We start from the raw sequence: 24556 nt of genomic DNA, 5'->3' as shown, positions 1-24556 counted from the left end.
TCCCCGGGCGCCTCTAGGGTCGCCGTATGGCACTCACGGTGGACCTCGAGACGGGGCGGACGGCGTTCGCCGACTCGGTCCGCGGCTTCCTCGCCGCGGTCGACGGCTTCGACGAGTGGGGGCTGCTCGACGCCTCCCGCTGCCACGGGTGGACCCGGCTCGACGTCGTCGTGCACGTGATCGCGGGCTGGCAGGAGATGCTCGGTGGCATGGTCTCGCCCGTCGCCGACGAGCCCACGGTCGACGCGGCGTCCTACTGGCCCACGTTCGACGAGACGGAGGCCGGCGAGCCGGTCGACACCCTGATGGCGCAGCGGCGCCGCACGGCCGCCTTCGCACGACCGTCCTCGGCCTGCACGGAGCTGCGGTACGTCGCGGAGGCGGTGCTCCGGGGCGCCGCCGCGCTGGCCGAGGGCCACTACCTGTGGCAGCACCAGGTCTTCACGGCCGGCGACTACCTGACGATCTGGGCCGTCGAGGACGTCATCCACCAGGTCGACCTGATCAGTGACCACCCGGTCCCCGCCACCGCCCTCGACCTCGCTCGTGCGACGGTGGCCGAGCTGGGCGGGGCATCCCTCGCCGGGCGGCTGCCGGAGGGCGGGTGACCCACGGTTATGGTGCGCACCATGGACGCTGACTCCCTGCTCAAGGCCGGCCTGACGCACTCCGTCGACGGCGTGGTCGCGACGATCACCCTCCACCGGCCCGAGGTGCGCAACGCACAGACGCCGACCATGTGGCGGGCGCTCGCCGAGGTCGGCGCCTCCCTTCCCGACGACGTGCGGGTCGTCGTGGTGAAGGGCGAGGGCCACTCGTTCTCCGCCGGCCTCGACCGGGCGATGCTCGACCCGTCCGCCAGCTCGGGCGAGGAGTCCGTCGCCGGGCTGCTGGCGCTCGCCGACGACGAGGTCTCGGACACCATCGACGCCTACCAGCAGGGCTTCACCTTCCTCCGCGACCCGCGCTTCGTCTCGATCGCGGCCGTGCAGGGCTACGCGATCGGCGCCGGCTTCCAGCTCGCGCTCTCCTGCGACCTGCGGGTGGTCGCCGAGGACGCGCAGTTCTGCATGAAGGAGTCCGCCCTCGGCCTGGTGCCCGACCTGACCGGAACAAAGCCGCTCGTCGAGTGCGTTGGCTATGCCAGGGCGCTGGAGATCTGCGCGACCGCCCGGATGGTCGGGGCCGCCGAGGCCGTGGACATCGGGCTGGCGCTGGCCGCCGTACCCGCTGCGGAGCTGGAGTCGACCGTCGCGGAGCTCGTCACCGCCCTGACCGCCCCGATGGCCGGAGCGGTGCGGGAGACCAAGGCCCTGCTGCAGGGCGCGGCCGACCGGAGCCTCGAGGACCAGCGTCGCGCGGAGCGCGAGGCGCAGGTCCGCCGGTTCCGGGAGCTGGCGGCGCTGATGCGCGGCTGACCAGGAGACCAGGAGGGGAGCCTCGATGGCGACGGGCATGCAGATGGGCCCGGCGTTCCGCGCGCTGCGCAGCGACCGGAGCGCCACCCAGCAACGCTTGGCCCGAGGGGCCCTCCGACGGGTGCTGGGCTACGCGCGCCCGCACCGGCCGCTGATCGCCGTCTTCCTGGTCCTGACCGTCATCGATGCGGGACTGGTCGTCGTGTCCCCGCTGCTGGTCAAGCGGATCGTCGACGACGGCATCCTCACCGGCGACGGCGGGCTGGTCACCGAGCTGGCCCTGCTGATGGCCGCGGTGGCGCTCCTCGACGCCGCGCTGACCGTGCTGATGGGCTACCTGTCGGCGCGGATCGGGGAAGGCCTCATCTACGACCTCCGTACGGAGGTCTTCGGGCACGTCCAGCGCCAGTCGCTCGCGTTCTTCACCCGCACCCAGACCGGCGCCCTGGTCTCGCGGCTCAACAACGACGTCATCGGCGCCCAGCGGGCCTTCACCTCGACGCTCTCGGGGACCGTCTCCAACACGATCTCCGTGGTCGTCGTCGGGATCGCGATGGTCGCCCTCAGCTGGGAGATCACCCTGCTCTGCCTGGTGATGTTCCCCCTCCTCTACCTGTGCTCGCGCTGGGTGGGCAACCGGCTGGCCGGCCTCACCCGCCGCCAGATGGAGGGCAACGCCGATCTCGGCAACGCGATGACCGAGCGCTTCAACGTCGGCGGTGCGATGCTGCTCAAGCTCTTCGGGCGCCGTACGGAGGAGGACCGCACCTTCGCCGACAAGGCCGCGGTGGTCCGCGACCTCGGCGTGCAGATCTCGCTGATCCAGCGGGTCTTCCTCGCCGCGATGATGGCGGTGCCCGCGCTCGCCACCGCGCTCGTCTACGGCGTGGGCGGCCACCTCGCGATCAGCGGTGCCCTCACCGTCGGCACGCTGCTGGCCCTCGCCACGCTGCTGGTGAGGTTGCTCGGGCCGCTCCAGGGCCTCTCGAACGTCCGGATCGACGTGATGACGGCGCTGGTGAGCTTCGAGCGCGTCTTCGAGGTGCTGGACCTGCCGTCGCTGGTGCAGGAGCGTCCGGACGCCGTCGCGCTGCCGCGGTCGGCCAGCCGGCTGACCTTCGACCACGTCTCGTTCCACTACCCGCGCGCCGACGAGGTCTCGCTGGCCTCGCTGGAGACGGTCGCCCGGCCCGAGTCGGCCGACAGCGGCCAGGTGCTCACCGATGTCAGCTTCGTGGCCGAGCCCGGACAGATGGTCGCCCTGGTCGGTCCGTCCGGCGCCGGCAAGTCGACCATCACCCACCTGGTGGCCCGGCTCTACGACGTCTCCGAGGGTCAGGTGAGCGTCGACGGCCACGACGTCCGCGCGGTGACGCTCCAGTCGCTCGAGGACGCCGTCGGCTACGTCACCCAGGACGCCCACATGTTCCACGACACGATCGGGGCCAACCTGCGCTACGCGCGCCCGGGAGCGAGCGACGAGCAGGTCTGGGCGGCGCTCGAGGCGGCCCAGGTCGCCGAGCTGGTCCGGCACCTCCCGGACGGGCTCGACACCGTCGTCGGCGACCGCGGCTACCGGCTCTCCGGCGGCGAGCGCCAGCGGCTCGCGATCGCCCGGCTGCTGCTCAAGGCGCCGTCGATCGTGGTCCTCGACGAGGCCACCGCCCACCTCGACAGCGAGTCCGAGGCCGCCGTGCAACGGGCGCTCGACGCCGCCCTGCGCGGGCGCACGTCCCTGGTGATCGCGCACCGGCTGTCGACGGTGCGCAACGCCGACCTCATCCTCGTGGTCGAGGACGGCCGGATCGTGCAGCGCGGGACCCACGCCGAGCTGATCGCCACGGGCGGTCTCTACCTCGACCTCTACCGCACCCAGTTCAACACCCAGCCGACGGAGGACTCATGGACCTCGGCCTGACCGACCGCGTCTTCGTCGTCACGGGAGGGGCGCGGGGTCTCGGCCGGGCCACCGTGGACGTCCTCGTCGCGGAGGGCGCGCGGGTGGTGCTGTCCGGCCGCAGCGAGGAGTCGCTCGCCCAGGCCCGGGACGCGCTGGGCGACGCCGTCGAGCTCGTGGTCGCCGACAACGCCGACCCCGGCACGCCGGAGCGGCTGGTCGCGGCCGCCCAGGAGCGCTGGGGGCGGCTCGACGGGGCGCTCGTCAGCGTCGGTGGTCCGCCGAAGGGGCCGGTCACGGGGATCACCGACGACCAGTGGTCCGCCGCGTTCGAGTCGGTCTTCCTGGGCGCCGTCCGGCTCGGCCGGACCATCGGACCGGCGCTGCCGCCCGGCGGGGCGCTCGCCTTCGTGCTCTCCAGCAGCGTCCGGGCGCCGCTGTCGGACATGGCGGTCTCCAACGGCCTGCGTCCCGGGCTCGGCATGGTGGCCAAGCAGCTCGCCGACGAGCTCGGTCCGGCCGGCGTCCGGGTCAACGGCCTGCTGCCGGGCCGGGTCGGCACCGAGCGCGTGGCCGAGCTCGACGCCGCGAGCGGGGACGCCGACGCGGCGCGGGCGGCCGCGATCCGGACGATCCCGCTGCGCCGCTACGGCGTGCCGGAGGAGTTCGGCCGGGTGGCGGCGTTCCTGCTCTCGCCGGCGTCGTCCTTCGTCTCGGGCGCGATGGTCCCGGTCGACGGCGGCATGCTGCGCGCCCTCTGAGCCCGCTCCGCGGCGTACGCCCGCTGGTAGGCCTCCTTGACCGCGCGCTTCTTCGCGTCCTTCTCGGCGCGGCGCCGCTTGCGCTCGGCGACCACCTTCTCGCGCTGGGGCTCGTCGCCCCGGCGCTGGCCGCGTCGCTCGTCGTAGGCGAGGTAGAAGAAGCCGAAGAACGCGAGGACGCCGAAGAACCACCACTGCAGGCCGTAGAAGAAGTGCGGGCCGTTGTCGAGCTCGGGCAGCTCGACCGGGAGGAGTCCGTCGGCGGGCGCGCCGTCCTCGGTGTCGAGCTCGACGAAGCCGCCGTAGACCTGCTGGTCGATCGCCGGGCCGATGTCGCTGCTGGAGATCGCCCGGGTCGAGTGGTCCTCGACGCTGCTGCTGTCGGTCGCGTCGGCACGCACCCAGCCCTCGACCGTCACCTCGCCCGTGGGCGGCTCCGGGACGTCGTCGGGGGAGGTGCCCTGGTTGTCGGTGGCCATCCAGCCGCGGTCGACCAGCAGGCTGGTGCCGCTGTCGGTGACGAGCGGGACGACCGCATCGACGCCCGACGACCCGTCGCGGGTGCGGTAGCGCACGATCACGGTGTTGTCGGCGTCGTACGTCCCGGTCGCCGTGACCCGGCGCCACTCGTCGTCCTCGGAGACCGGACGCCCGGGCGCGAGCACGTCGGCGACGGGCGTGGGGTCCTTCGTCTCGTTGGCACGGACGATCGCGTTGCTCTCCTTGCGGTCGGCCAGGCGGCCGAACTGCCACTCGCCCAGCCACCACGCGGCGTAGCAGAGCACCGCGACGACGACCGCGAAGAGCAGCCAGCGCCGGCTGAGGAGGAAGCGCCACGACTGCATCAGTGGTCACCGCCGGGTGTCGGCCGGAGGCGGCCCGTGCTCCGGGTGCGTGCATCGCAAGGCGGCGGCGCGACGGCATACCGGGCTGTCTGACGAGCGACGCCAACGAAGCGAGGTGCGTGCCCGGGGTGCGGGACGCACGGCGGACGCTCGGTGGTGGCCACTTGTCCACGGTAATCGTCGGGAGGACGTGCCTAGACTGGCGGGGTGCACCGGAGAAGGCTCGAGGACCGTTACGGCCGCGTCGCGACCGATCTGCGCGTCTCGCTGACGGACCGGTGCAACCTGCGGTGCAGCTACTGCATGCCCGCCGAGGGCCTCGACTGGCTGCCGGACGACTCGGTGCTCACCGACGACGAGGTGGTCCGCCTGGTCCGGGTCGGTGTCGAGCTGCTCGGTGTCGAGGAGGTCCGCTTCACCGGTGGTGAGCCGCTCGTCCGGCGCGGCCTCGTCGACATCGTCCGGCGTACGCACGCCCTCGGCGTCGAGACCTCGCTGACCACCAACGCGCTCGGCCTGGCGCGCACGGCGACCGCCCTCGCGGAGGCCGGGCTCGACCGGGTCAACGTGAGCCTGGACAGCATCCGGCCCGAGTCCTTCGCCGCGATCACCCGACGTGACCGGCTGCCGGACGTCCTCGCCGGACTCGCGGCCGCCCGCGACGCCGGGCTGGGCCCGGTCAAGGTCAACGCCGTCCTGATGCGGGGCATCAACGACGACCAGGCGCCCGAGCTCCTGCGCTGGGCGATCGGTGAGGGCTACGAGCTGCGGTTCATCGAGCAGATGCCGCTCGACGCCCAGCACGGCTGGTCCCGCGACGGCATGGTGACCGCGGACGAGATCTTCACCGCGCTGGAGTCGGAGTTCGTGCTCAAGCCCGCCGACGAGCCGCGGGGGAGCGCCCCGGCCGAGCTCTTCCTGGTCGACGGCGGCCCGGCGACCGTGGGCGTGATCGCGTCCGTGACGCGTCCCTTCTGCGGCGACTGCGACCGCGTGCGGCTGACCGCCGACGGCCAGATCCGCAACTGCCTCTTCGCGCGCGAGGAGTCCGACCTGCGGGCCGCGCTGCGCGGCGGGGCCTCCGACGAGGAGATCGCCGACCGGTGGGTGACCGCGATGGCCGGCAAGCGCGCCGGCCACGGGATCGACGACCCGACCTTCCTGCAGCCGGACCGGCCGATGTCGGCTATCGGTGGCTGACGACGTCCTTCAGGAAGCCCCGCGCTCCGAGGAAGTCCGACAGCGACTGCCGGTGGTCGTCGCACGCCAGCCAGATCTTGCGACGGTCGGGGGTGTGCAGCTTCGGGTTGTTCCACTGGAGCTCCCAGGCGGCGGGCGCCTGGCAGCCCTTCGCGGAGCACACGTCGGTCACGGCTGCACCTTCCGGAAATGGGAACGGTGCCAGACGACCACGGGGGAAGCCGTCCGGCACCGCTGCGAACCGAGACGGGGGAGACCCGGCTCGCGCGGCGATTCTGTCATCACGCGTCCCGAAGTCAAGGACGCGCGCCACCGGACTCGTGCCGGTCCGCACCGGTCGACCACGGATTCGGCTGCCCGCCGAGCTCGCGAGCGTTGAAAGCGCCGGGTGGGAGGTCGACCGCGTCGCTCTTGGCGACGGCGTTGGCCATCACCACGGCGATGTACGGGAGGATCAGCGCCGCGGCGATCAGGATCGGCCACAGCCAGGCGATGCCGTTGAGCGCGGCCACGATCGCGCCCACGAAGCAGACGGTGCGCAGGCTCATCGAGAAGAGGTAGCGACGCTGCCGCGTGCGGATGTCGTCGGCACGGTTGGAGGCGGCCGTGGTGATGCGGACCGGCTCCTGGTGCCGCTGCTTGGCCATTGGTCCATCTTACGTCGGGACGCCGGTCCCCCAAGGCGAGGCCGGGGCGGGACTAGTCTCGGGCCATGACGAACCGCACCTACCGAGTCACCGAGATCGTCGGCACCTCCCCGGAGGGCATCGACGAGGCCGTCCGCAACGCCATCGAGCGCGCCGGCAAGACCCTGCGACACCTCGACTGGTTCGAGGTGACCCAGGTCCGCGGCCAGATCAAGGACGGCCAGGTCGAGCACTTCCAGGTGGGCATGAAGGTGGGCTTCCGGCTCGAGGACGACTGATTCTCGGTAGGGATCCGGACCGCTTTCGGCGTACCCGCCGGTAGTCGATAGCGTCGCGGCGTGAGCGAACCACAGGAGCCCAGGTCGGTCCTCGTGACCGGCGGCAACCGCGGCATCGGCCGCGCGATCGCCGAGGCGTTCGTCGCCCGGGGCGACAAGGTCGCGGTGACCACGCGCAGCGGCGGCGCCCCCGACGGGGCCCTCGACGTGCGGTGCGACGTGACCGACCCGGAGCAGGTCGAGGCCGCCTTCGCGACGATCGAGGAGGCCCACGGCCCGGTCGAGGTGCTGATCGCCAACGCGGGCATCACCGCCGACACGCTGCTCCTGCGGATGTCGGACGACGACTGGTCGTCGGTCATCGACACCAACCTCACCGGCTCGTTCCGGCTGGCCAAGCGGGCGTCCAAGGGGATGCTGCGGCTCAAGCGCGGGCGGATCGTCTTCATCTCCTCGGTGGTGGGCCTGCTGGGCTCGGCCGGCCAGGTCAACTACGCGGCCTCGAAGTCCGGGCTGGTCGGCATGGCGCGCTCGATCGCGCGGGAGCTCGGCTCGCGCTCGATCACGGCGAACGTCGTCGCTCCCGGCTTCATCGAGACCGACATGACGGGCGTGCTCACCGACGAGCAGAAGGCCGCGATCAAGGCGCAGGTGCCGCTCGGCCGCTACGGCGCGGTCGAGGAGATCGCGGAGACGGTGCTGTGGCTGACCGGCCCCGGCGCGGCGTACGTCACCGGGGCGGTCATCCCGGTCGACGGTGGACTCGGAATGGGGCACTGACATGGGCATCTTGGACGGCAAGCGGATCCTGGTCGCGGGCGTGACGATGGACAGCTCCATCGGGTTCGCGACCGCGAAGGTCGCGCAGGAGCAGGGCGCGACGGTGCTCATCTCCAACTTCGGGCGGGCGCTCGGGATCACCCGGCGGATCGCCAAGCGGCTCCCCGTCGAGCCGCCGGTGCTCGAGCTCGACGTGACCGACCCCGACCACCTGGCGGGGCTGGAGGCGCAGGTGCGCGAGCACGTCGACGGCCTCGACGGCGTGGTGCACTCGATCGCCTACGGCAACCCGGAGACGCTGCTCGGCGGCAAGTTCCTCACCGGACCGTGGGACGACGTGGCGCAGGCGGTGCACGTCTCGGCCTACTCGCTGAAGTCGCTGGCGCTCGCCTGCAAGCCGCTGATGGCGGACGGCGGTTCCGTGGTCGGGCTGACCTTCGACGCGACCGTCGCCTGGCCGGCGTACGACTGGATGGGCGTCGCCAAGGCGGGTCTGGAGTCGACCTCGCGCTACCTGGCCCGCGACCTCGGCCCGGACGGCATCCGGGTCAACCTGGTCTCCGCCGGTCCGCTGAAGACGCTCGCGGCGAAGGCGATCCCGGGCTTCGAGGACCTCGAGGCGATGTGGAGCACCCGCGCGCCGCTCGGCTGGGACAACACCGACCAGGAGCCGACCGCGAAGGCGGTCTGTGCGTTGCTCTCGGACTTCTTCCCGGCGACCAGCGGCGAGATCGTGCACGTGGACGGCGGCTTCCACGCGATGGGAGCGTGACGCGGTGGGCCGACTGGTCGTGATGCGGCACTCCAAGGCGGAGCAGGACGGCCCGACCGACTTCGAGCGGCCGCTCGCCGACCGCGGCCTCCGCGACGCCGCCGACGCCGGGGCCTGGCTGGCCAACACCGGCTTCGTGCCCGACCACGCGCTGGTCTCCGCCGCGCTCCGCACCCGCGAGACCTGGGCCTCACTGGCCGGCGGGGCCTCGTGGACCCTGGAGCCCGACTTCGACCGGGGGCTCTACGCCGCGGGGCCGGAGACCGCCATCGACCTGATCCGGCTCGTGCCCGACGAGGTCGACTCGCTGCTCGTCATCGGCCACAACCCGACCATGGCCTACCTCGCGCAGCTGCTCGACTCCGGCGACGGCCCCTCGGGGGCCGGCGACGCCCTCGAGGGCGACTTCCCGACCAGTGCCCTCGCGGTCTTCGGGTACGACGGCGCCTGGGCCGACCTGACCACCGGCTCGGCCGACCTGGTCGCGTCGTACGTCGGTCGCGGCTGAGGCGGACTTCTCAGGAATCCCGCACCGGCTCAGACCGGCGGCGCGGGGGTGACGATGCCGGCCTCGGCGTCGGCGGCCTCGACCTCCTCGCGGGAGATGCCGAGGAGGTACATGATCGTGTCGAGGTAGGGCACGTTGACCGAGGTGTCGGCGGCGTCGCGGACCAGCGGCTTGGCGTTGTAGGCGATGCCGAGGCCCGCGGCGTTGAGCATGTCGAGGTCGTTGGCGCCGTCGCCGATGGCGATCGTGGCGGCCAGCGGCACGCCGATGGAGTCGGCGAACTCCCGCAGCGCGGCGGCCTTGCCCGCCCGGTCGACCACCGGGCCGACGATGCCGCCGGTGAGCCGGCCGTCGGCGATCTCGAGCTCGTTGGCGCGGGCGAAGTGGATGCCGAGGTCCTCGGCCAGCCGGTCGGTGATCTGGCTGAAGCCGCCCGAGACGATCGCGAAGCGGTAGCCCAGGCGGCGCAGGGTGCGCACCATGGTGCGAGCGCCCGGCGCGAGCACGATCGCGTCGTACACCTCGTCCAGCGCGGTCACGGGCACCCCGGCGAGCAGCGCCACCCGGGAGCGCAGCGACTCCTCGAAGTCGAGCTCGCCGCGCATGGCGGCCTCGGTCACGGCGGCGACCTCGGCCTCGCAGCCGGCGTGGGCGGCGAGCATCTCGATCACCTCGCCCTGGATCAGCGTGGAGTCGACGTCCATGACGATCAGGCGGGTGCCGCGGCGCATCAGGCTCGCCGGCTGCACCGCGATGTCCACGCCGTGCTCGGCGGCCTCCGCGGCCAGGACGGTCCGCAGGGCGGCGGTCTCGACGCCGGAGACGTGCAGGTCGATGGCGGTGACCGGGTAGCGCGCCATCCGCTCGATCCGGTCGATGTTGGCGCCGGCGTCGGCGATCCGGCCGGCGACGGCGGCCATGGCCGCGGCCCGGAGCGGGCTGCCGATGACGGTGACGTGGGAGCGACCGGTGCCCCGTGAGCGGTTGTCGCCGACGCCCGCGTCGACGTCGACGCTCATGCCGAGAGCGCCGGCGGTGTCCTCGACGGCGGAGCGCAGCTTCGCGGCGTTGCGCGGCGCGGTGACGAGCACGCCGAGGATGAGGCGGCCGCGCAGCACGATCTGCTCGATGTCGAGCACCTGGACGCCGACCCCGGAGAGCGCGGTGAAGACCGAGGAGGTCACGCCGGGGCGGTCCTTGCCGGTCAGCGTGATGAGCAGGGTCTCGGGCTTCGGCGCAGTCATGACACCCGGGAGGCTATCGCCCGGAGCGGGCGCGCTCACGCCGGCGGCCACACCTCGGGCGAGCACGCGGCGGTCAGCGCCCGACGGCCGACGCGGTCCAGCGGGACGAGGGCGGCGCGGCGCGCGGACGCCTCTCCGGCGCTGACGGCCCCGCCGTCGTCGGCCAGCGCCAGCCCGACGATGGTCATCGCGCGCAGGCCCCGTGCGGCGAGCTCGACGCACCGGGCGGGTACGCCGTCGGGCGCCACGAGCGGGTCGCGGTGCCGCAGGTCCATCAGCTCGTCGGCCACCTCGGGCCGCCACCGGGCCACGTCGAGATCGGCCAGCGCCTCGGCCGCGGCGATCAGGCCGGCGCGCAGGTCGCGGTCCGCCTCGCCGACGTCCGGGAGCTGGCGGCGGTCGGCCGGCTGGCAGGTCCACACCGTCGCGGCACCCGTGCGCAGGGGCACCAGCCCGAGCGGCGTACCGCTCACGACGACGGCCTCGCCGGCCTCCAGCGCATCGGCGTTGAACCTCCGCGGACCGCCGAGCCCGAGCGGGTCCCCCTCCGCAGGGAACGCCGCCCCCAGGGCGGTCGCGCCGAGCGAGCGCAGCCGCGCCAGCGCGCCGACCAGCGTCTCGGTGACGTCGCTGCCGGGCAGCCCGGCGACGGCGTGGGTCGCGTCGTCGCCGAGCACGGCGTCGACGAGCAGGTCGGTCACGACCTGGCCGCGCAGCCACGACGTGCCCCACCAGGCGAGCCTGGCGGAGGCCGGGAGGGGAGAGGTCACGGCGGGCGAGGATACGCGTCCGGGGCGTGAGGGGCGGTCGATAGGGTGGCCGCATGAGCGCCGTCCTGGACTTCGTCGACGTCACCGTGCGACGAGGACAGGCCACCCTGCTCGACCGGATCAGCTGGCGGGTCGAGGAGGACGAGCGTTGGGTGATCCTCGGTCCCAACGGCGCCGGCAAGACCACGCTGCTGCAGGTCGCGAGCTCGCAGATGCACCCGACGAGCGGCGTCGCCGCCGTCCTGGGCGAAGTGCTCGGCACGGTCGACGTCTTCGAGCTGCGCCCGCGGATCGGCCTGACGAGCGCGGCCATCGCGGAGCGCATCCCGCGCAGCGAGAGCGTGCAGGACGTCGTCGTGTCGGCGTCGTACGGCGTGGTCGGGCGCTGGCGTGAGGACTACGACGACCTGGACCACGACCGGGCCGGCCAGCTGCTCACCGAGGTCGGCGCGGCGCATCTCGTGGACCGCACGTTCGGCACCCTCAGCGAGGGCGAGCGCAAGCGCGTCCAGATCGCCCGGGCACTGATGACCGACCCCGAGCTGCTGCTCCTCGACGAGCCGGCGGCCGGCCTGGACCTCGGTGGTCGCGAGGACCTCGTCTCCACCCTGTCGGTGCTCGCCGCCGACCCGGACTCGCCGGCGACCGTCCTGGTGTCCCACCACGTGGAGGAGATCCCGCCCGGCTTCACCCACGCCCTGCTGCTCCGCAAGGGCGGCGTCGTGGCGGCCGGGCCGATCGACGAGGTCGTCACCGCCGGCACGCTCTCGTCGACCTTCGGCATGCCGCTGGTGCTGCAGCACGCGGACGGCCGTTTCAACGCCCGCAGGCGGACGCGCCAACGCTGACCCATCGGTGGGGGTCGGGAGGCTAGGGTCACGTCATGGACTGGCTGAGCGACAACGCGTGGGCGGCCTGGCTGGGTCTCGCCGCGGTGCTCGGTCTCGCCGAGCTGGTGAGCCTCGACCTGGTGCTCATCATGCTCGCGGTCGGTGCCGTGGGCGGCGCGGTCACCGCGGCGGCCGGCGGCGCAGTGGTGCTCCAGGTCATCGTGGCCGCGGTCGTCTCCGTGGGCATGCTCGCGATGGTCCGCCCCAACGTCGTCCGCCGGCTGCACAGCGGCCCCGAGCTCCGGGTCGGCCCGCAGACGCTGATCGGACTGCAGGCCGTCACGCCGGGGGACATCTCCGCGCTGGCGCCCGGTCGGATCAAGGTGGGCGGCGAGGACTGGCTCGCCAAGCCGTACGACGAGCACCTCATCATCCCGGCCGGCAGCACCGTCGAGGTCCTCGAGATCCGGGGCGCGACGGCCTACGTCCACCCGATCGCGACACTCGAGCCCTGAGACACCACCGAGAGGATCCCTCATGGGACAGCTGATCTTGCTCATCATCGCCGTCGTCGTCCTGCTCTTCGTGGTGACGACGCTGGCGAAGTCGATCCGGATCATCCCGCAGGCGCACACCGGACTTGTCGAGCGACTCGGCCGCTACAAGGGCAGCCTCGGCGCCGGCCCTCACCTGGTCGTGCCCTTCATCGACAAGGTCCGCTACGTCATCGACATGCGCGAGCAGGTCGTGTCGTTCCCGCCACAGAACGTCATCACCGAGGACAACCTCGGTGTCGCGATCGACACCGTCATCTACTTCCAGGTCACCGACCCCGTGGCGGCGACGTACGAGATCGGCAACTACATCGACGCGGTGCACCAGCTGACCTCGACGGCCGTCCGCAACATCGTCGGCGGCATGGACCTCGAGGAGACGCTGACCGGTCGCGACCGGATCAACGCCGGTCTGTCCGCGGTGCTCGACGAGGCGACCGGTCGGTGGGGGATCAAGGCCAAGCGGGTCGAGATCAAGAGCATCGAGCCGCCGGTGTCCATCCGGGACGCGATGGAGAAGCAGATGCGGGCCGACCGCGACAAGCGCGCCCTGATCCTGACCGCCGAGGGCGAGCGCCAGTCCGCGATCCTCACCGCGGAGGGCAACAAGCAGTCCGCGATCCTCAACGCGGAGGGCGAGCGCGAGTCGCAGATCCTGCGGGCACAGGCCGACCGCGAGGCCGCGATCCTGCGCGCCCAGGGTGAGGGCCAGGCGATCCAGACGGTCTTCCAGGCGATCCACGACGGACAGCCCGACCAGTCGCTGCTGGCCTACCAGTACCTCCAGATGATGCCGAAGATCGCCGAGGGCGACGCCAACAAGGTCTGGATCGTGCCCAGCGAGATCGGCAAGGCGCTCGAGGGTCTCGGCTCGACGATGAACAGCCTCCAGGGCATCCCGCAGCAGGTCGACGGCCCGCGCAAGCGCGTCGACATGGGTCCGAGCGAGCCGGTCGAGCCGGCCCACGACGCCGAGCTCAGCAAGACCGACGAGGCCGTCCGAGCCGCGATCGCGGAGGCCTCGAACGCCGCGAGCCCGACCCACGCCGCGCCGGTGGACAGCACCGACCCCGCCATCGACCCGGGTGAGGTGCCCCCGGCTCGGTGAGCGTCGTCGAGGTCGTCGCGATCCTGCTCGCGGGGGTCGCGGCCGGCACCATCAACACCGTGGTGGGGTCGGGGACGTTGATCACGTTCCCGACCCTGCTGGCGTTCGGCGTACCCCCGGTCACGGCCAACGTGTCCAACACGATCGGGTTGGTGCCCGGGTCGGCGTCCGGGGCGATCGGCTACCGCCGGGAGCTCGCCGGGCAGCGGTCGCGGGTGCTGCGGCTGAGCGTGGCCTCGCTGCTCGGCGGTACGACGGGTGCGGTGCTGCTGCTCCTGCTGCCGTCCGGTGCGTTCGCCGCGATCGTGCCCGTGCTGATCGTGCTCGGGCTGGTGCTGGTGGTGCTGCAGCCGCGGATCTCCGTCTGGGTGGCTGCGCGGCACGGCTCCCACGGCGGCCTGCCCGCCCACGGAGCCTGGTGGGTGTGGCCGGCCGTCTTCGTCACGGGCGTCTACGGCGGCTACTTCGGCGCCGCGCAGGGCGTGCTGCTGATGGCCGTGATGGGCATCGGCATCGACGAGACGCTGCAGCGGCTCAACGCGACCAAGAACGTCCTCGCCGGCCTGGTCAACGCCGTGGCCGGGCTGATCTTCGCCGTGGTGGCCGACGTCGACTGGTGGATCGTGCTGCTGATCGGCGTCGGCTCGGTCGTCGGGGGCCAGCTCGGCGCGACCGTGGGCCGCCGGCTCCCCAGCGCGGTGCTGCGCGTGGTGATCGTCGTGGTCGGCCTGGTCGCGCTCGTCGTCTTCCTGGCGACCTGAGGAGGCCCCGCTGCCCGGGTCAGCCCCGGCGTACCAGCGCGAGCAGACCCGAGCCGACCGCACCCACGGCGGGACCGAGCAGCGTGAGGGCGGCCTTCTTGCTGATCTGGCCCTCCTGCATGGCGAGGTAGCTGGCCGCCGCGTCGCCGGCGTCGACGAGCACGCCGATGCCGATGACACCCTTGCGACTCTTGCCGCCGGTGGTGAGCGTGGCCAGGCCGATCGCGATCTCACGCACGCCGAAGAGTCGGGTGACGTAGGACGCCTGCGGGTTGGCGACCGGGTCGACGCCGAGGTTCTTCGTCACCATCTCGGGCACGGCCACCGCGGCGGCGCCGACCGCGATCCGGCCGAGGGAGAGTCCGATCACAGGATTCATGCGGGCGACGCTATCGGTCCCGTGACAGGCTCGGGACATGAACCTGTACGACGTGATGCGGACGACCGCCGCGGTGCGCGACTTCACCGACGACCCGCTGCCCGACGAGGTGCTGCACCGCATCCTCGACAACGCCCGCTTCGCACCCAGTGGCGGCAACCGGCAGGGCACCCGGATCGTGGTCGTCCAGGACCCCGACACGCGGGCCCGGCTCGCCGAGCTCAACCTGACCGCGGCCCGGCGCTACGTCGCCCAGATCAAGGCCGGGCAGAGCCCGTGGAACCCGATCGAGCCGCCCGCGCCGAGCCCGGAGGAGATCGCCGCGACCGATGTCGGGGACCGGTTCACGAAGCCGGTGCTGACGGCCGGCGCGGTGCTCGTGGTCTGCGTCGACCTCGGCGTCGTCGCCGCCATGGACCAGGACCTCGACCGGATCGGGATCATCGGCGGCGCCTCGGTCTACCCGCTCGTCTGGAACATCCTGCTGGCCGCCCGCAACGAGGGCTTCGGCGGCACCATCACCACGATGGCGGCCGCCGAGGAGCCGGCGGTCCAGGACCTGCTCGGCATCCCGCGTCAGTACGCCGTGGCCGCGGTCGTGCCCCTCGGCAAGCCGGTCAAGCAGCTGACCCGGCTCACCCGGCGGCCGGTGGCGGAGCTGGCCACCCGGGAGCGGTTCGACGGCGCAGCCTTCTGAGGCCGGTGGGTCAGCCGCGGATGCGGACGCGAGGTCCGTAGACCACGTCGCGCGGGTCGTCGTCGACCGACTGGGTGCCCCACTGGTCGGCGAGCCGCACCCCGTCGGCCTCGTCGTCGGTGCCGAACGTGTCGGCGCCGGCCTTCACCCAGTGCCCCTTGCCCAGGCAGGAGCGCGGGACGGAGAGGGTGAGCGTCCGGCCGACGGGATCGACCACGAGACCCTCGCACCACACGAGCTCGGTGTAGCCGACCCACTGCTGGCAGTCCGTCTCGCCGTCGCCGTCCTCGTCGACGTCCTCCTGGTCCCACCAGAGAAGGTGACGGACGGTGAGGTCGAAGCCGGTGGCCGGCGCGGGCTGGTAGGCGTAGAGGTCTCGTGTGCCCGAGGCGGTGCGCAGGTGCACGTCGACGGTGCGCCGGACCCACGTGCTGTCGTCAGCGAACCGCAGGGTGGCCACGACCCGGTCGCGCTCCCGCCGGACGCCGAGCGCCCTGAGGTCGCCGGTGGCGGTGTGCTCGGAGGAGGCAGTCTCGTCGGTCGGGCACGCATCGTTCGGGCCGGCCGGGGTCACCTGGACGTCGTCCTTGGCATCGGCGCCGGTCCACGGCCGCGCGGCCGCAGCCGAGGGCACCCAGACGAGCGCGAGGGCGGCGATGGCGACAGCGAGGGTCCGAGGCATGCCGCGATCCTGCTGCAAAGCCGGGGGCCGCGGAGCGGTTTCGCTCAGCCGACGTACGTCGCGAGCCAGCGACCCATCTCGGCGTACGCCTGCTCGCGAGGCTCGGCGCGGGAGAGCACGACGTCGTGGCGGGCGCCGGGGATGGCGACGTAGGTGACGTGGGCGCCGATGGCGGTGGCCCACTGCCGGATCTGCGGGACCTCGAGCACGATGTCGTAGCCGTGCGCGTCCTCACCCATCTCCTTGGGCCAGCGGGTGCCGGCAGAGGACATGACCAGCACCGGGCAGCCGACGTCGAGGCCGGACTGGAGCTCGTCGTGCCCGCGCCGGATCGCCCGCATCCAGCCGAAGGTGACCGGGAAGGAGTCGAGCGGCTTCCAGTCGGTGTTGAAGGTCCACTCGCCGTCGTGCTCGATGTGCAGGCTGCGGCCGTAGTGGCCGCCGACCGTCCGTGGGATGACGCGCTTGGGCTGCCGGGCGCCGATCTGCTTGATGACCGTGGTGCCGATGCCGTGGATGAGGGCGCCGCCCTGCATGTCGAGCCAGGGGGAGTTGAGCGCCATGCCGGCGATCGCGGGCCTGCGCTCGTTGGCCCACAGGGAGGTGATCAGGCCGCCTGTCGAGTGGGCGCTCATGACGACGTGGTCGTGGTGGTCCCGGTGGACCACGCGGTGGAAGGCCGCGTCGATCTCGGGGAAGTGCTCACGCAGGTCGGTGACGAAGTTCGGCGTCTGGTGCGGGAGCAGCGACCGGCCGTACTTGCGCAGGTCGACGGCGTAGAAGTCGTAGCCCCGGGCGTTCCACCACTCGGCGTAGTCGGTCTGGAAGAAGTAGTCGCAGAAGCCGTGGACGTGCAGGACCGCCCGGTTGGTGGGCTTCTCGGCCCGCCGTACGACGAGCGTGGCGACGACCGGGCCCTCGTCGTCGGGCGGCAGCGTGATGGTCTCGGCGAGGTAGGGCTCGCCGAGGACGTCGGGGACGAGGCCGTCGAAGACTCCGCTGCTCATGTCGGAAGTCTGTCAGCCCGCAGCCGCATCGCGAGCGCCGGCTCGTTGGTGGTCACCAGCCAGGCGCGACCGGGCCGCATCCAGTAGGCCAGGGAGCGTGGGGTGTCGACGGTCCAGACGAGGAGCGGCAGGCCGCGGCGGCGCGCGAAGCGGCGCACCTGCAGCCGCGCCAGCCAGTGGTGCGCGACCACGACGGTCGCACCCGCGTCGCGGTAGCGCCGGCGCGGGAAGAGCTCGGTCAGGCGGATCCGGAGTCCGTGCAGCACCGGGATGTCCCGCAGGCCGCGGCCGAGCGACAGCCCGACGAGGAGCTCGAGGCCCTGCGCGTCGGCCCACTCCCGGACGGTGCGGACGCCCTCGTCCTCGAGCGTGGTCACCAGCAGCTGGTCGGCCCCGAGCCGCGCGACGGCCGCCGCGACGATCGGCACCTCGCCGCCGACCACCTTGAGGTCGAGGTGGAGCCGGATCCGGCCGGCGAGCAGGTCGAGCGCCTCGGCGTACGGCACGGCTCCCGGTGGGGCCACCTCGACGGGGTCGTGGTGCAGGACGAGCGAGCCGTCGGCGCAGCGCTGGACGTCGAACTCGACGTAGTCGGCGCCCAGCGCGATGGCCGCCTCGATGTCGGGGACGGTGAGGCACCGGTGGGCACTGACGAGGGTCATCGGGTGTCAGCGTAGACCGCGGCGGCGCGCACCAGGCCCGCGAGCAGCCCGACGTCGGCCGCCGTCTCCGGGTGCCACTGCACCCCGACGCAGAACCGGTCGCCCGCGGCCTCCATGGCCTCCAGCGTCCCGTCGGCGGCGTGCGCCACGGCCGCGAAGCCGGGATGGGTCCGCACCGACTGGTGGTGGTGGCAGTTGACGGCGAGCCTGTCGCCGACCAGGGCGGCCACGCGGGTCCCGGGGGTGGTGACCACGTCGACCGAGCCGAAGGCGTCGCCGCCGGGGGAGTGCTGCTCGTGCCCGACCAGGTCCGGCACGTGCTGGTCGAGCGCGCCGCCCGCCCGCACCGCCATCACCTGCATGCCCCGGCACACGCCGAGGACGGGGAGCCCGGTCGCGTCGGCCGCGTCGAGCAGCGCGACCTCCCAGGCGTCGCGATCCGGCCGCCAGCCGGCCGTGCGCGCGTGCGGGGCCTCGTCGTACCGCTCCGGGTCGACGTCGGCCCCGCCGCTGATCACGAGACCGTCGAGCCGGGCCACCACCGCCTCCGCCGCGCCGGTCTGCGTGGCGGGCGGGAGCAACACGGGTACGCCGCCGGTCGCCTCGACGGCGGCGGCGTACTGCGTCGGCAGGAGGTCGGCGCGCTGGTCCCACACCCCCCACGCCGCCTGCTCGCGGTAGGTGGTCAGGCCGATGAGCGGAACGGCCATCAGAGGGGCGTGACGTAGGCCCCGGAGATGCCGCCGTCGACCAGGAACGTGTTGGCGGTCATGAACGACGAGTCGTCGGAGGCGAGGAAGAGGACCGCCGACGCCATTTCCTCGGGCTCTCCGAAGCGGCCCATCGGCACGTGCACGAGCCGGCGGGCGGCGCGCTCGGCGTCCTTGGCGAAGAGCTCCTGCAGCAGCGGCGTGTTCACCGGCCCGGGGCACAGCGCGTTGACGCGCACGCCCTGGCGGGCGAACTGCACGCCGAGCTCGCGGGTCATCGACAGCACGCCGCCCTTGGAGGCGGAGTAGGAGATCTGGCTCGTCGCCGCGCCCATGACCGCCACGAACGACGCCGTGTTGATGATCGAGCCCTTGCCCTGCTCGAGCATGTAGGGGAGCGCCGCCTTGCAGCACAGGTAGACCGAGGTCAGGTTGACCTCCTGCACCTTCCGCCACGCGTCGAGGTCGGTGTGGAGGATCGAGTCGTCCTCCGGCGGGCTGATGCCGGCGTTGTTGAAGGCGATGTCGACGGAGCCGTAGGTGTCCTTCGCGGTCTTGAAGAGCGCGTCGACCTCCTCCTTCGACGTCACGTCGACATGGACGTACGTCGCGACGCTCTCGCCGCCGAGCTGGCCGACGACCTCGTGCCCGCGCCGGTCGTCGATGTCGCCGATGACGACCTTCGCGCCCTCCTCGACGAACCGCTGCACCGTTGCCAGACCGATGCCCGAGCAGCCGCCGGTGACGACCGCGACCCGGTCCTGGATGCGTCCTGCCACGTGATGTTCCTTTCGTGGGGTGGTTTCGAGGCTCGTCGCTTGCGCTCCTCGACCTCAACCACCGTCTAGTGGGCGATGAAGACGTTCTTCTCCTCGGTGAACGCCATCGGGGCGTCCGGACCGAGCTCCCGGCCGAGGCCGGACTGCTTGTAGCCGCCGAACGGGGTCCAGTAGCGGACCGACGAGTGCGAGTTGACCGACAGGTTGCCGGCCTCGACGGCGCGGGCGACGCGGAGGCCGCGGCCCAGGTCGCTGGTGAAGATCGAGCCGGACAGGCCGTACTCGGTGTCGTTGGCCTTCGCGATCGCATCGGCCTCGTCGTCGAAGGGCATCACGGCGGTGACCGGGCCGAAGACCTCCTCGCGCCAGATCCGCGCACCCGGGTCGTCCACGGTCACCACGGTCGGCGGCACCCAGAAGCCGTCGCCGCCAGGCGTCGAGCCACGGAACGCGACCTCGCTCTCACCGAGGTAGCCCTGGACCCGCGCCTGCTGCGCGGCCGAGATCAGCGGCCCCATCTCGGCGGCCTCGTCGCCCTCCGGCGCGGCGACCCGGAACGCCTCGACCGCGGGCTGGAGCAGCGTCATGAACTCGTCGTACGCCGACCTCTCGACCAGGATCCGCGAGCGGGCGCAGCAGTCCTGGCCGGCGTTGTCGAAGACTGCTCCCGGCGCGGCCGCGGCGGCCGCCGCCAGGTCGGTGTCGGCGAAGACGATGTTGGCCGACTTCCCGCCGAGCTCGAGGGTCACCCGCTTCACCTGCTCGGCGCAGCCCGCCATGATCCGCTTGCCGACCGCGGTCGAGCCGGTGAAGCAGACCTTGCGCACCAGCGGGTGGGTGACGAAGCGCTCGCCGACCACCGGGCCGGCGCCGGGGATCACGGTGAGGACGTGCTCGGCCAGGCCCGCCTCGAGCGCGAGCTCGCCGAGCCGGACCGCCGTGAGCGGGGTCAGCTCGGCGGGCTTGAGCACGACCGTGTTGCCCGCCGCCAGCGCGGGCGCGAAGCCCCAACCGGCGATCGGCATCGGGAAGTTCCAGGGCACGATGATGCCGGCCACGCCCAGCGGCTCGTGGAAGGTGACGTCCACGCCGCCGGGCACCGGGATCTGACGGCCGAAGAGCCGCTCGGGCGCCCCGGCGTAGTAGTTGAGGCAGTCGCGGACGTTGCCGGCCTCCCAGCGTGCGTTGCCCCACGTGTGCCCGGCGTTGCGGACCTCGATCTCGGCGAGCTCGTCGACGTGCGCGTCGACGACCGCGGCGAAGCGGCGCAGCAGCGTGGCCCGCTCGCCGGGCGGCATCGTCCGCCAGGCGGGGAACGCCGCGTGCGCGGCCTCGATCGCGGCGTCCGCCTCGGCGACCGACGCGAGGTGTACCTCGGTCAGGGGAGTGGCGGTCGCCGGGTTGACGACGGTGTACGTGTCGGTCACTTACAGCCTCTCGAATCCGCGGAAGAGCTCCCAGTCGGTGACCGCGGCGTTGTACGCCGCGAGCTCGACGTCGGCCATGTTGGCGTAGTGGTCGACGACCTCGTCGCCGAAGGCGGCCCGGGCGATCGCCGAGCCGGCGAACGCCTCCCTCGCGGCGGCCATGGTGGCGGGCACCTTGGGCTTGCCGGAGTGGTAGGCGTTGCCGACGAGCGCGTCCTCGAGCGGCAGCTCGTGCTCGATGCCGTAGAGGCCACCGGCGAGCATCGCGGCGGTCGCGAGGTAGGGGTTGACGTCCGCGCCCGGGATGCGGTTCTCCAGCCGCGCACCCGCGCCGTGGCCGACCAGCCGGACGGCGCAGGTGCGGTTGTCCTCGCCCCACGCGATCGTGGTCGGCGCGAACGAGCCGTCGGCGAACCGCTTGTAGGAGTTGATGTTCGGCGCGTAGAGCAGCGTGAAGTCGACGGCCGTCGCGAGGATCCCGGCGACGAAGTGGTCGTAGAGCGGGGTGCGGGCGCCGTCCTTCCAGAAGACGAGGTCGCCGTCGTCGCCGCGCAGCGAGAGATGGATGTGGCACGAGCTGCCCTCGCGCTGGTTGTACTTCGCCATGAAGGTGATCGCCTTGCCCTGCTCGGCCGCGATCTCCTTGGCCACGGTCTTGTAGACGACGTGGTTGTCGGCGGTGGTCAGCGCGTCGGCGTAGAGGAAGCCGATCTCGTGCTGCCCGAAGTTGCACTCGCCCTTGGCGCCCTCGACGTCCAGACCGGCGTCGTACATGGTGTTGCGGATCGCGCGGAGCAGCGGCTCGACCCGGGTGGTGCCGAGGATCGAGTAGTCGACGTTGTACTGGTTCACCGGCGTCAGCCCCCGGTAGGCCGCGTCGTGCGCCGCCTCGTACGTCGTGTCGAACGCGATGAACTCCAGCTCGGTGCCCGACAGCGCGACGCAGCCTCGCTCGGCGACCCGGTCGAGCTGGCGCTGGAGGATCGCCCGCGGCGACTGGACGACGGGCGAGCCGTCCGGCCAGACCAGGTCGCACTGCACCATCGCGGTCGCCGGGAGGTGGCTCAGCCGGCGGATGGTGCGCTCGTCGAGGACGAACTCCATGTCGCCGTAGCCCTTCTCCCACGAGGAGATGGCGTAGCCGTCGACGGTGTTCATGTCGACGTCGACCGCGAGCAGGTAGTTGCAGCCCTCGGTGCCGTGCCCGACGACCACGTCGGCGAAGTACCGGGCGTGCAGGCGCTTGCCCTGCAGCCGTCCCTGCATGTCCGTGAACGCCACCACCACGGTGTCGATGTCGCCCGACTGGATCAGGTCCAGCAGGCCCTGCATCGTGTGGTGCCGGTCGTTGCGCAGCTCGGTCATGGGTCTCCTAACCGACCAGGCCACGCAGGAGCGCGGCTGTGTCGTCGCAGTGTTCTTCCATCACGACCCGGGCTCGTGCCGGGTGGCCGGCGAGGATCGCCTTGACCAGCGCGGCGTGCTGGCGGTCGGAGTGGCTGATGTTGGTCTCGAGCACCGGGATCGCCAGCAGCATCTCGTGGAGCGTGGCCTGGACCGACGTCACCGCCTCGAGCGTCCGCGGGGAGCCCGTGAGAGCGCCCACGGTGAGGTGGAAGCGCGAGTCGGCCTGCCGGTGCTCGGCTGGCTTCCGTGCCGCGCGCACCTCGGCGTGCGCCCTCTCGAGCCGCTGTCGCTGCTCGTCGTCGAGCGTCGCACCAGCGGCGAGGTACGCCGCGCCGGGTTCGACGATCCGCCGGAACTCCAGCGCGTCGAGCCAGGCCTCACGCCGCTCCGGCGAGATCCGGGCGGCGGCCCGCGCGGACGGCGTACGCGGCTTGAGCGTGACGACGGTGCCGCCCCCGCGGCCGCGCCTGGTCTCGACCAGTCCGGCCTCCCGGAGCGCCGCCATGGCCTCGCGCAGGGTGGCCCGGGAGACGCGCAGGATCGCCGCGAGATCGCGCTCGGGAGGCAGCGTGCTGCCGAGCGGGTAGACGCCGAGCCGGATGGCCGTGGCGAGCTGCTCGACGCAGGCCTCGAAGGCGTGGTGGCTGCGCACCGGGCGCAGCACCGCCTCCGGCAGGTGGTCCTGCGGGGAAGCGGTCACGGGATCAATCCTTCGTCGTCGGCGGCTACGGAGTCAATGCGTGGCGCAAGGTCAATGGTCTGAGTTCATACCATTTTTACTTAGATGTATTTACACCCCAATCGGGCCGGGTCTAGCGTCCGGTTCACATTCGCACGAACCCACCCCCGGAAGGTGTGTCATGCCCGAAGCACACGAGCCCGTGGCGACGCTCAGCGAGGACGAAGCCCATCTCGCCAAGCTCGGCTACAAGCAGGAGCTCTCCCGATCCTGGTCCGGCTTCTCGAACTTCGCGATCTCGTTCTCGATCATCTCGATCCTGGCCGGCTGTCTCACGACGTACGGCGCCGGCATCGGCAACGGCGGCCCGATCTCGATCTCGTGGTCGTGGCCGATCATCTCGGTCTTCATCCTGATCATCGGCTTCTGCATGTCGGAGCTGGTCTCCGCGATGCCCACCTCGGGCGGCATCTACTACTGGGCGTCCAAGCTGGGTGGCGCCCGCGCCGGCTTCTTCACCGGCTGGCTGAACCTGATCGGCCTCGTGGCGGTCACCGCGTCGGTGGCCTACGGGTGCGCGACCTTCTTCGAGCTGACGTTCCTCGAGTGGGGTTGGTACGACACCTTCTCGCTCAACCGGATCTTCGTCTTCTTCATCATGATCCTGGCGCTCATCACCCTGATCAACATCTTCTCCAGCCACCTGCTGGCCATCATCAACAACGTCTCGGTGTGGTGGCACGTCGTCGGCGCGTCGGTGCTGATCCTGGTGCTGATCTTCGTGCCGGACCAGCACCTGAGTCTCTCCCAGGTCTTCACCGACAAGTTCAACGGATCCGGGTGGGACGGCGGGTCGACCAGTGGCGCGGCCTTCTGGTTCGTGATCATCCCGTTCGGCTTCATCCTGACCCAGTACACGATCACCGGGTTCGACGCGTCCGTGCACCTCTCGGAGGAGACCCAGGGTGCGGCCAGGACGGCCGCGCGGGGCATCTGGCAGTCCATCTTCTACTCGGCCGTCGGCGGCTACGTCCTGCTGCTCGCGGTGACCTTCGCGATCCCGCAGGTCGACGGACAGCCCGACTACGCCAGCATCCCAGCCGGCGGTGTGGCCTACGTGTTCGACGCCTCGCTCGGCGCCAACTGGGCGGGCACGCTGCTCTTCATCTCCGCCTGCGCCCAGCTCTTCTGCGCGACCGCGTGCCTGACCTCGACCTCGCGGATGATGTTCGCCTTCAGCCGCGACAAGGCGGTGCCGGGCTCGCAGCTGTGGTCCAAGGTCAACGCCAGCCGGACGCCCGCCAACGCGGTGATCTGCGCGGCCGTGGTCGGCGGCATCATCACCCTGCCGGCCCTGAAGTCCGTCAACGGCATCCCGACCGCGTTCTACGCGGTGACCTCGGTGTCCGTGATCGGTCTCTACTTCTCCTTCGCGATCCCGATCTTCCTGCGCTGGCGCGCCGGCGACAGCTTCGAGGTCGGCAGCTGGAACAACGGCAGCAAGTACAAGTGGATGAACCCGATCGCGGTCGTGGAGATCATCATCGTCGGCGTCATGCTGATGATGCCGACCACCCCGTTCGGAGCGCCCTGGCGCGACGAGTTCGACTGGGCGAGCGTCAACTACGCACCGGTCATGACCGTCGGCGTGCTCGTGCTGCTCGCGATCTGGTGGGCGGTGTCGGCGCGGAACTGGTTCACCGGTCCCGTCCAGACGATCGACCAGGCCGTCGTCGACGCGTTCGACGACTGAC

The 24556-nt window shown here is 72.0% G+C and carries 29 protein-coding genes; 15 read left to right on the top strand and 14 right to left on the bottom strand.

Going from position 1 to position 24556, the window contains the following annotated elements; all coding sequences use genetic code 11:
- The first annotated feature begins 26 nt into the window (after positions 1-26).
- From K8U61_RS17445 to K8U61_RS17430, 4 genes are read left to right on the top strand one after another with little or no spacing between them, the layout of a single operon-like run.
- Positions 27-608 (top strand): maleylpyruvate isomerase N-terminal domain-containing protein, encoded by a 582-nt coding sequence (locus K8U61_RS17445; protein ID WP_224124316.1) that lies wholly within the window; start codon positions 27-29, stop codon positions 606-608.
- Positions 609-629: 21 nt separating this feature from the next.
- Positions 630-1418 (top strand): enoyl-CoA hydratase/isomerase family protein, encoded by a 789-nt coding sequence (locus K8U61_RS17440; protein WP_224124315.1) that lies wholly within the window; start codon positions 630-632, stop codon positions 1416-1418.
- A 25-nt stretch (positions 1419-1443) separates the two neighbouring features.
- Entirely contained in the window at positions 1444-3336 is a 1893-nt protein-coding gene (locus tag K8U61_RS17435) for an ABC transporter ATP-binding protein (protein ID WP_224124314.1), read from the top strand.
- Positions 3321-4076, top strand: coding sequence for an SDR family oxidoreductase (locus K8U61_RS17430; RefSeq protein WP_224124313.1), 756 nt, complete (start codon positions 3321-3323; stop codon positions 4074-4076). Before K8U61_RS17435 ends, K8U61_RS17430 begins: the two co-directional genes overlap by 16 nt.
- Here K8U61_RS17430 and K8U61_RS17425 read toward each other — a convergent pair.
- Positions 3962-4921 (bottom strand): SURF1 family cytochrome oxidase biogenesis protein, encoded by a 960-nt coding sequence (locus tag K8U61_RS17425; protein WP_224124312.1) that lies wholly within the window; start codon positions 4919-4921, stop codon positions 3962-3964. The genes K8U61_RS17430 and K8U61_RS17425 overlap by 115 nt on opposite strands.
- Positions 4922-5128: 207 nt before the next feature.
- Between K8U61_RS17425 and moaA the strand changes: the two genes are divergently transcribed.
- Positions 5129-6121: a GTP 3',8-cyclase MoaA gene (gene moaA / locus K8U61_RS17420; RefSeq protein WP_224124311.1), complete on the top strand. Its 993-nt coding sequence runs from the start codon at positions 5129-5131 to the stop codon at positions 6119-6121.
- Here the strand turns inward: moaA and K8U61_RS17415 are convergent.
- Together K8U61_RS17415 and K8U61_RS17410 are read right to left on the bottom strand one after the other, a co-directional pair.
- Positions 6108-6293 carry an acetone carboxylase gene (locus tag K8U61_RS17415; protein ID WP_224124310.1) on the bottom strand — a complete coding sequence of 62 codons (186 nt, stop codon included), beginning with the start codon at positions 6291-6293 and terminating at the stop codon, positions 6108-6110. The genes moaA and K8U61_RS17415 overlap by 14 nt on opposite strands.
- Before the next feature lie 124 nt (positions 6294-6417).
- On the bottom strand, positions 6418-6768 hold the full coding sequence (locus tag K8U61_RS17410) for a DUF3099 domain-containing protein (protein ID WP_224124309.1): 351 nt from the start codon (positions 6766-6768) through the stop codon (positions 6418-6420).
- A gap of 65 nt (positions 6769-6833) precedes the next feature.
- Between K8U61_RS17410 and K8U61_RS17405 the strand changes: the two genes are divergently transcribed.
- The 4 genes from K8U61_RS17405 to K8U61_RS17390 are packed head-to-tail and all read left to right on the top strand — an operon-like array spanning position 6834 to position 9106.
- On the top strand, positions 6834-7046 hold the full coding sequence (locus K8U61_RS17405; protein WP_224124308.1) for a dodecin: 213 nt from the start codon (positions 6834-6836) through the stop codon (positions 7044-7046).
- A 60-nt stretch (positions 7047-7106) separates the two neighbouring features.
- On the top strand, positions 7107-7826 hold the full coding sequence (locus K8U61_RS17400) for a beta-ketoacyl-ACP reductase (RefSeq protein WP_224124307.1): 720 nt from the start codon (positions 7107-7109) through the stop codon (positions 7824-7826).
- A gap of 1 nt (position 7827) precedes the next feature.
- Positions 7828-8598 (top strand): enoyl-ACP reductase FabI, encoded by a 771-nt coding sequence (gene fabI, locus K8U61_RS17395; protein WP_224124306.1) that lies wholly within the window; start codon positions 7828-7830, stop codon positions 8596-8598.
- A gap of 4 nt (positions 8599-8602) precedes the next feature.
- A complete protein-coding gene (locus tag K8U61_RS17390) occupies positions 8603-9106 on the top strand; it encodes a SixA phosphatase family protein (protein WP_224124305.1) in 504 nt (167 codons plus the stop codon).
- Positions 9107-9135: 29 nt separating this feature from the next.
- Here the strand turns inward: K8U61_RS17390 and serB are convergent, their stop codons facing one another.
- A complete protein-coding gene (serB, locus tag K8U61_RS17385) occupies positions 9136-10350 on the bottom strand; it encodes a phosphoserine phosphatase SerB (RefSeq protein ID WP_224124304.1) in 1215 nt (404 codons plus the stop codon).
- Between the two features lie 35 nt (positions 10351-10385).
- Positions 10386-11120, bottom strand: a complete 735-nt coding sequence (locus K8U61_RS17380) for an Rv1486c family protein (protein WP_224124303.1) — start codon at positions 11118-11120, stop codon at positions 10386-10388.
- A gap of 53 nt (positions 11121-11173) precedes the next feature.
- Here K8U61_RS17380 and K8U61_RS17375 point away from each other — a divergent pair, with 53 nt between their 5' ends.
- Genes K8U61_RS17375 through K8U61_RS17360 form a run of 4 tightly spaced genes read left to right on the top strand, consistent with a single transcriptional unit; the run spans position 11174 to position 14373 of the window.
- The gene (locus tag K8U61_RS17375) at positions 11174-11968 is read left to right on the top strand and encodes an ABC transporter ATP-binding protein (RefSeq protein ID WP_224124302.1); all 795 of its coding nucleotides are present in this window, start codon (positions 11174-11176) and stop codon (positions 11966-11968) included.
- 35 nt (positions 11969-12003) lie between these two features.
- The gene (locus K8U61_RS17370; RefSeq protein ID WP_224124301.1) at positions 12004-12465 is read left to right on the top strand and encodes an NfeD family protein; all 462 of its coding nucleotides are present in this window, start codon (positions 12004-12006) and stop codon (positions 12463-12465) included.
- Positions 12466-12487: 22 nt separating this feature from the next.
- A complete protein-coding gene (locus K8U61_RS17365) occupies positions 12488-13612 on the top strand; it encodes an SPFH domain-containing protein (protein WP_224124300.1) in 1125 nt (374 codons plus the stop codon).
- Entirely contained in the window at positions 13609-14373 is a 765-nt protein-coding gene (locus tag K8U61_RS17360) for a sulfite exporter TauE/SafE family protein (protein ID WP_224124299.1), read from the top strand. The genes K8U61_RS17365 and K8U61_RS17360 overlap by 4 nt, the downstream gene beginning before the upstream one ends.
- A gap of 19 nt (positions 14374-14392) precedes the next feature.
- Here K8U61_RS17360 and K8U61_RS17355 read toward each other — a convergent pair whose 3' ends face one another.
- Entirely contained in the window at positions 14393-14752 is a 360-nt protein-coding gene (locus K8U61_RS17355) for a hypothetical protein (RefSeq protein ID WP_224124298.1), read from the bottom strand.
- A 37-nt stretch (positions 14753-14789) separates the two neighbouring features.
- Here K8U61_RS17355 and K8U61_RS17350 point away from each other — a divergent pair, with 37 nt between their 5' ends.
- Entirely contained in the window at positions 14790-15449 is a 660-nt protein-coding gene (locus K8U61_RS17350; RefSeq protein ID WP_224124297.1) for a nitroreductase family protein, read from the top strand.
- Positions 15450-15459: 10 nt separating this feature from the next.
- Here the strand turns inward: K8U61_RS17350 and K8U61_RS17345 are convergent, their stop codons facing one another.
- From K8U61_RS17345 to K8U61_RS17310, 8 genes are all read right to left on the bottom strand, one after another.
- Positions 15460-16131: a hypothetical protein gene (locus K8U61_RS17345; RefSeq protein ID WP_224124296.1), complete on the bottom strand. Its 672-nt coding sequence runs from the start codon at positions 16129-16131 to the stop codon at positions 15460-15462.
- A 44-nt stretch (positions 16132-16175) separates the two neighbouring features.
- Complete coding sequence (locus K8U61_RS17340; protein ID WP_224124295.1) at positions 16176-17138, bottom strand: alpha/beta hydrolase; 963 nt, start codon at positions 17136-17138, stop codon at positions 16176-16178.
- Entirely contained in the window at positions 17135-17800 is a 666-nt protein-coding gene (locus K8U61_RS17335; protein ID WP_224124294.1) for a glycerophosphodiester phosphodiesterase, read from the bottom strand. Before K8U61_RS17335 ends, K8U61_RS17340 begins: the two co-directional genes overlap by 4 nt.
- On the bottom strand, positions 17797-18510 hold the full coding sequence (locus tag K8U61_RS17330; protein WP_224124293.1) for a gamma-glutamyl-gamma-aminobutyrate hydrolase family protein: 714 nt from the start codon (positions 18508-18510) through the stop codon (positions 17797-17799). The genes K8U61_RS17335 and K8U61_RS17330 overlap by 4 nt, the downstream gene beginning before the upstream one ends.
- Positions 18510-19289: a 3-oxoacyl-ACP reductase gene (locus tag K8U61_RS17325; RefSeq protein WP_224124292.1), complete on the bottom strand. Its 780-nt coding sequence runs from the start codon at positions 19287-19289 to the stop codon at positions 18510-18512. The genes K8U61_RS17330 and K8U61_RS17325 overlap by 1 nt, the downstream gene beginning before the upstream one ends.
- A gap of 65 nt (positions 19290-19354) precedes the next feature.
- Entirely contained in the window at positions 19355-20716 is a 1362-nt protein-coding gene (locus tag K8U61_RS17320) for an aldehyde dehydrogenase family protein (RefSeq protein ID WP_224124291.1), read from the bottom strand.
- The gene (locus K8U61_RS17315) at positions 20717-22081 is read right to left on the bottom strand and encodes a glutamine synthetase family protein (protein ID WP_224124290.1); all 1365 of its coding nucleotides are present in this window, start codon (positions 22079-22081) and stop codon (positions 20717-20719) included.
- Between the two features lie 7 nt (positions 22082-22088).
- A complete protein-coding gene (locus tag K8U61_RS17310; protein ID WP_224124289.1) occupies positions 22089-22823 on the bottom strand; it encodes a FadR/GntR family transcriptional regulator in 735 nt (244 codons plus the stop codon).
- Between the two features lie 160 nt (positions 22824-22983).
- On the opposite strand from K8U61_RS17310, the gene K8U61_RS17305 reads away from it, so the two are divergent.
- Positions 22984-24555 (top strand): amino acid permease, encoded by a 1572-nt coding sequence (locus tag K8U61_RS17305; protein ID WP_224124288.1) that lies wholly within the window; start codon positions 22984-22986, stop codon positions 24553-24555.
- Position 24556 lies beyond the last annotated feature (1 nt).

Source organism: Nocardioides mangrovi, from assembly GCF_020073815.1.
Taxonomy (GTDB): Bacteria; Actinomycetota; Actinomycetes; order Propionibacteriales; family Nocardioidaceae; genus Nocardioides; species Nocardioides mangrovi.
This window is presented reverse-complemented; position numbering and strand designations above follow the sequence as displayed.

Bases quoted from the DNA above. Each gene is read 5' to 3' on its own strand.
- K8U61_RS17370 (WP_224124301.1), top strand. From the start codon at position 12,004: ATGGACTGGCTGAGCGACAACGCGTGGGCGGCCTGGCTGGGTCTCGCC.
- fabI (WP_224124306.1), top strand. From the start codon at position 7,828: ATGGGCATCTTGGACGGCAAGCGGATCCTGGTCGCGGGCGTGACGATG.
- K8U61_RS17425 (WP_224124312.1), bottom strand. From the start codon at position 4,921: ATGCAGTCGTGGCGCTTCCTCCTCAGCCGGCGCTGGCTGCTCTTCGCG.
- K8U61_RS17335 (WP_224124294.1), bottom strand. From the start codon at position 17,800: ATGACCCTCGTCAGTGCCCACCGGTGCCTCACCGTCCCCGACATCGAG.
- K8U61_RS17340 (WP_224124295.1), bottom strand. From the start codon at position 17,138: ATGAGCAGCGGAGTCTTCGACGGCCTCGTCCCCGACGTCCTCGGCGAG.
- K8U61_RS17410 (WP_224124309.1), bottom strand. From the start codon at position 6,768: ATGGCCAAGCAGCGGCACCAGGAGCCGGTCCGCATCACCACGGCCGCC.
- K8U61_RS17445 (WP_224124316.1), top strand. From the start codon at position 27: ATGGCACTCACGGTGGACCTCGAGACGGGGCGGACGGCGTTCGCCGAC.
- K8U61_RS17350 (WP_224124297.1), top strand. From the start codon at position 14,790: ATGAACCTGTACGACGTGATGCGGACGACCGCCGCGGTGCGCGACTTC.
- K8U61_RS17315 (WP_224124290.1), bottom strand. From the start codon at position 22,081: ATGACCGAGCTGCGCAACGACCGGCACCACACGATGCAGGGCCTGCTG.
- K8U61_RS17345 (WP_224124296.1), bottom strand. From the start codon at position 16,131: ATGCCTCGGACCCTCGCTGTCGCCATCGCCGCCCTCGCGCTCGTCTGG.
- K8U61_RS17430 (WP_224124313.1), top strand. From the start codon at position 3,321: ATGGACCTCGGCCTGACCGACCGCGTCTTCGTCGTCACGGGAGGGGCG.
- K8U61_RS17330 (WP_224124293.1), bottom strand. From the start codon at position 18,510: ATGGCCGTTCCGCTCATCGGCCTGACCACCTACCGCGAGCAGGCGGCG.
- K8U61_RS17305 (WP_224124288.1), top strand. From the start codon at position 22,984: ATGCCCGAAGCACACGAGCCCGTGGCGACGCTCAGCGAGGACGAAGCC.
- K8U61_RS17365 (WP_224124300.1), top strand. From the start codon at position 12,488: ATGGGACAGCTGATCTTGCTCATCATCGCCGTCGTCGTCCTGCTCTTC.
- K8U61_RS17375 (WP_224124302.1), top strand. From the start codon at position 11,174: ATGAGCGCCGTCCTGGACTTCGTCGACGTCACCGTGCGACGAGGACAG.
- K8U61_RS17355 (WP_224124298.1), bottom strand. From the start codon at position 14,752: ATGAATCCTGTGATCGGACTCTCCCTCGGCCGGATCGCGGTCGGCGCC.
- K8U61_RS17440 (WP_224124315.1), top strand. From the start codon at position 630: ATGGACGCTGACTCCCTGCTCAAGGCCGGCCTGACGCACTCCGTCGAC.
- serB (WP_224124304.1), bottom strand. From the start codon at position 10,350: ATGACTGCGCCGAAGCCCGAGACCCTGCTCATCACGCTGACCGGCAAG.
- K8U61_RS17435 (WP_224124314.1), top strand. From the start codon at position 1,444: ATGGCGACGGGCATGCAGATGGGCCCGGCGTTCCGCGCGCTGCGCAGC.
- K8U61_RS17405 (WP_224124308.1), top strand. From the start codon at position 6,834: ATGACGAACCGCACCTACCGAGTCACCGAGATCGTCGGCACCTCCCCG.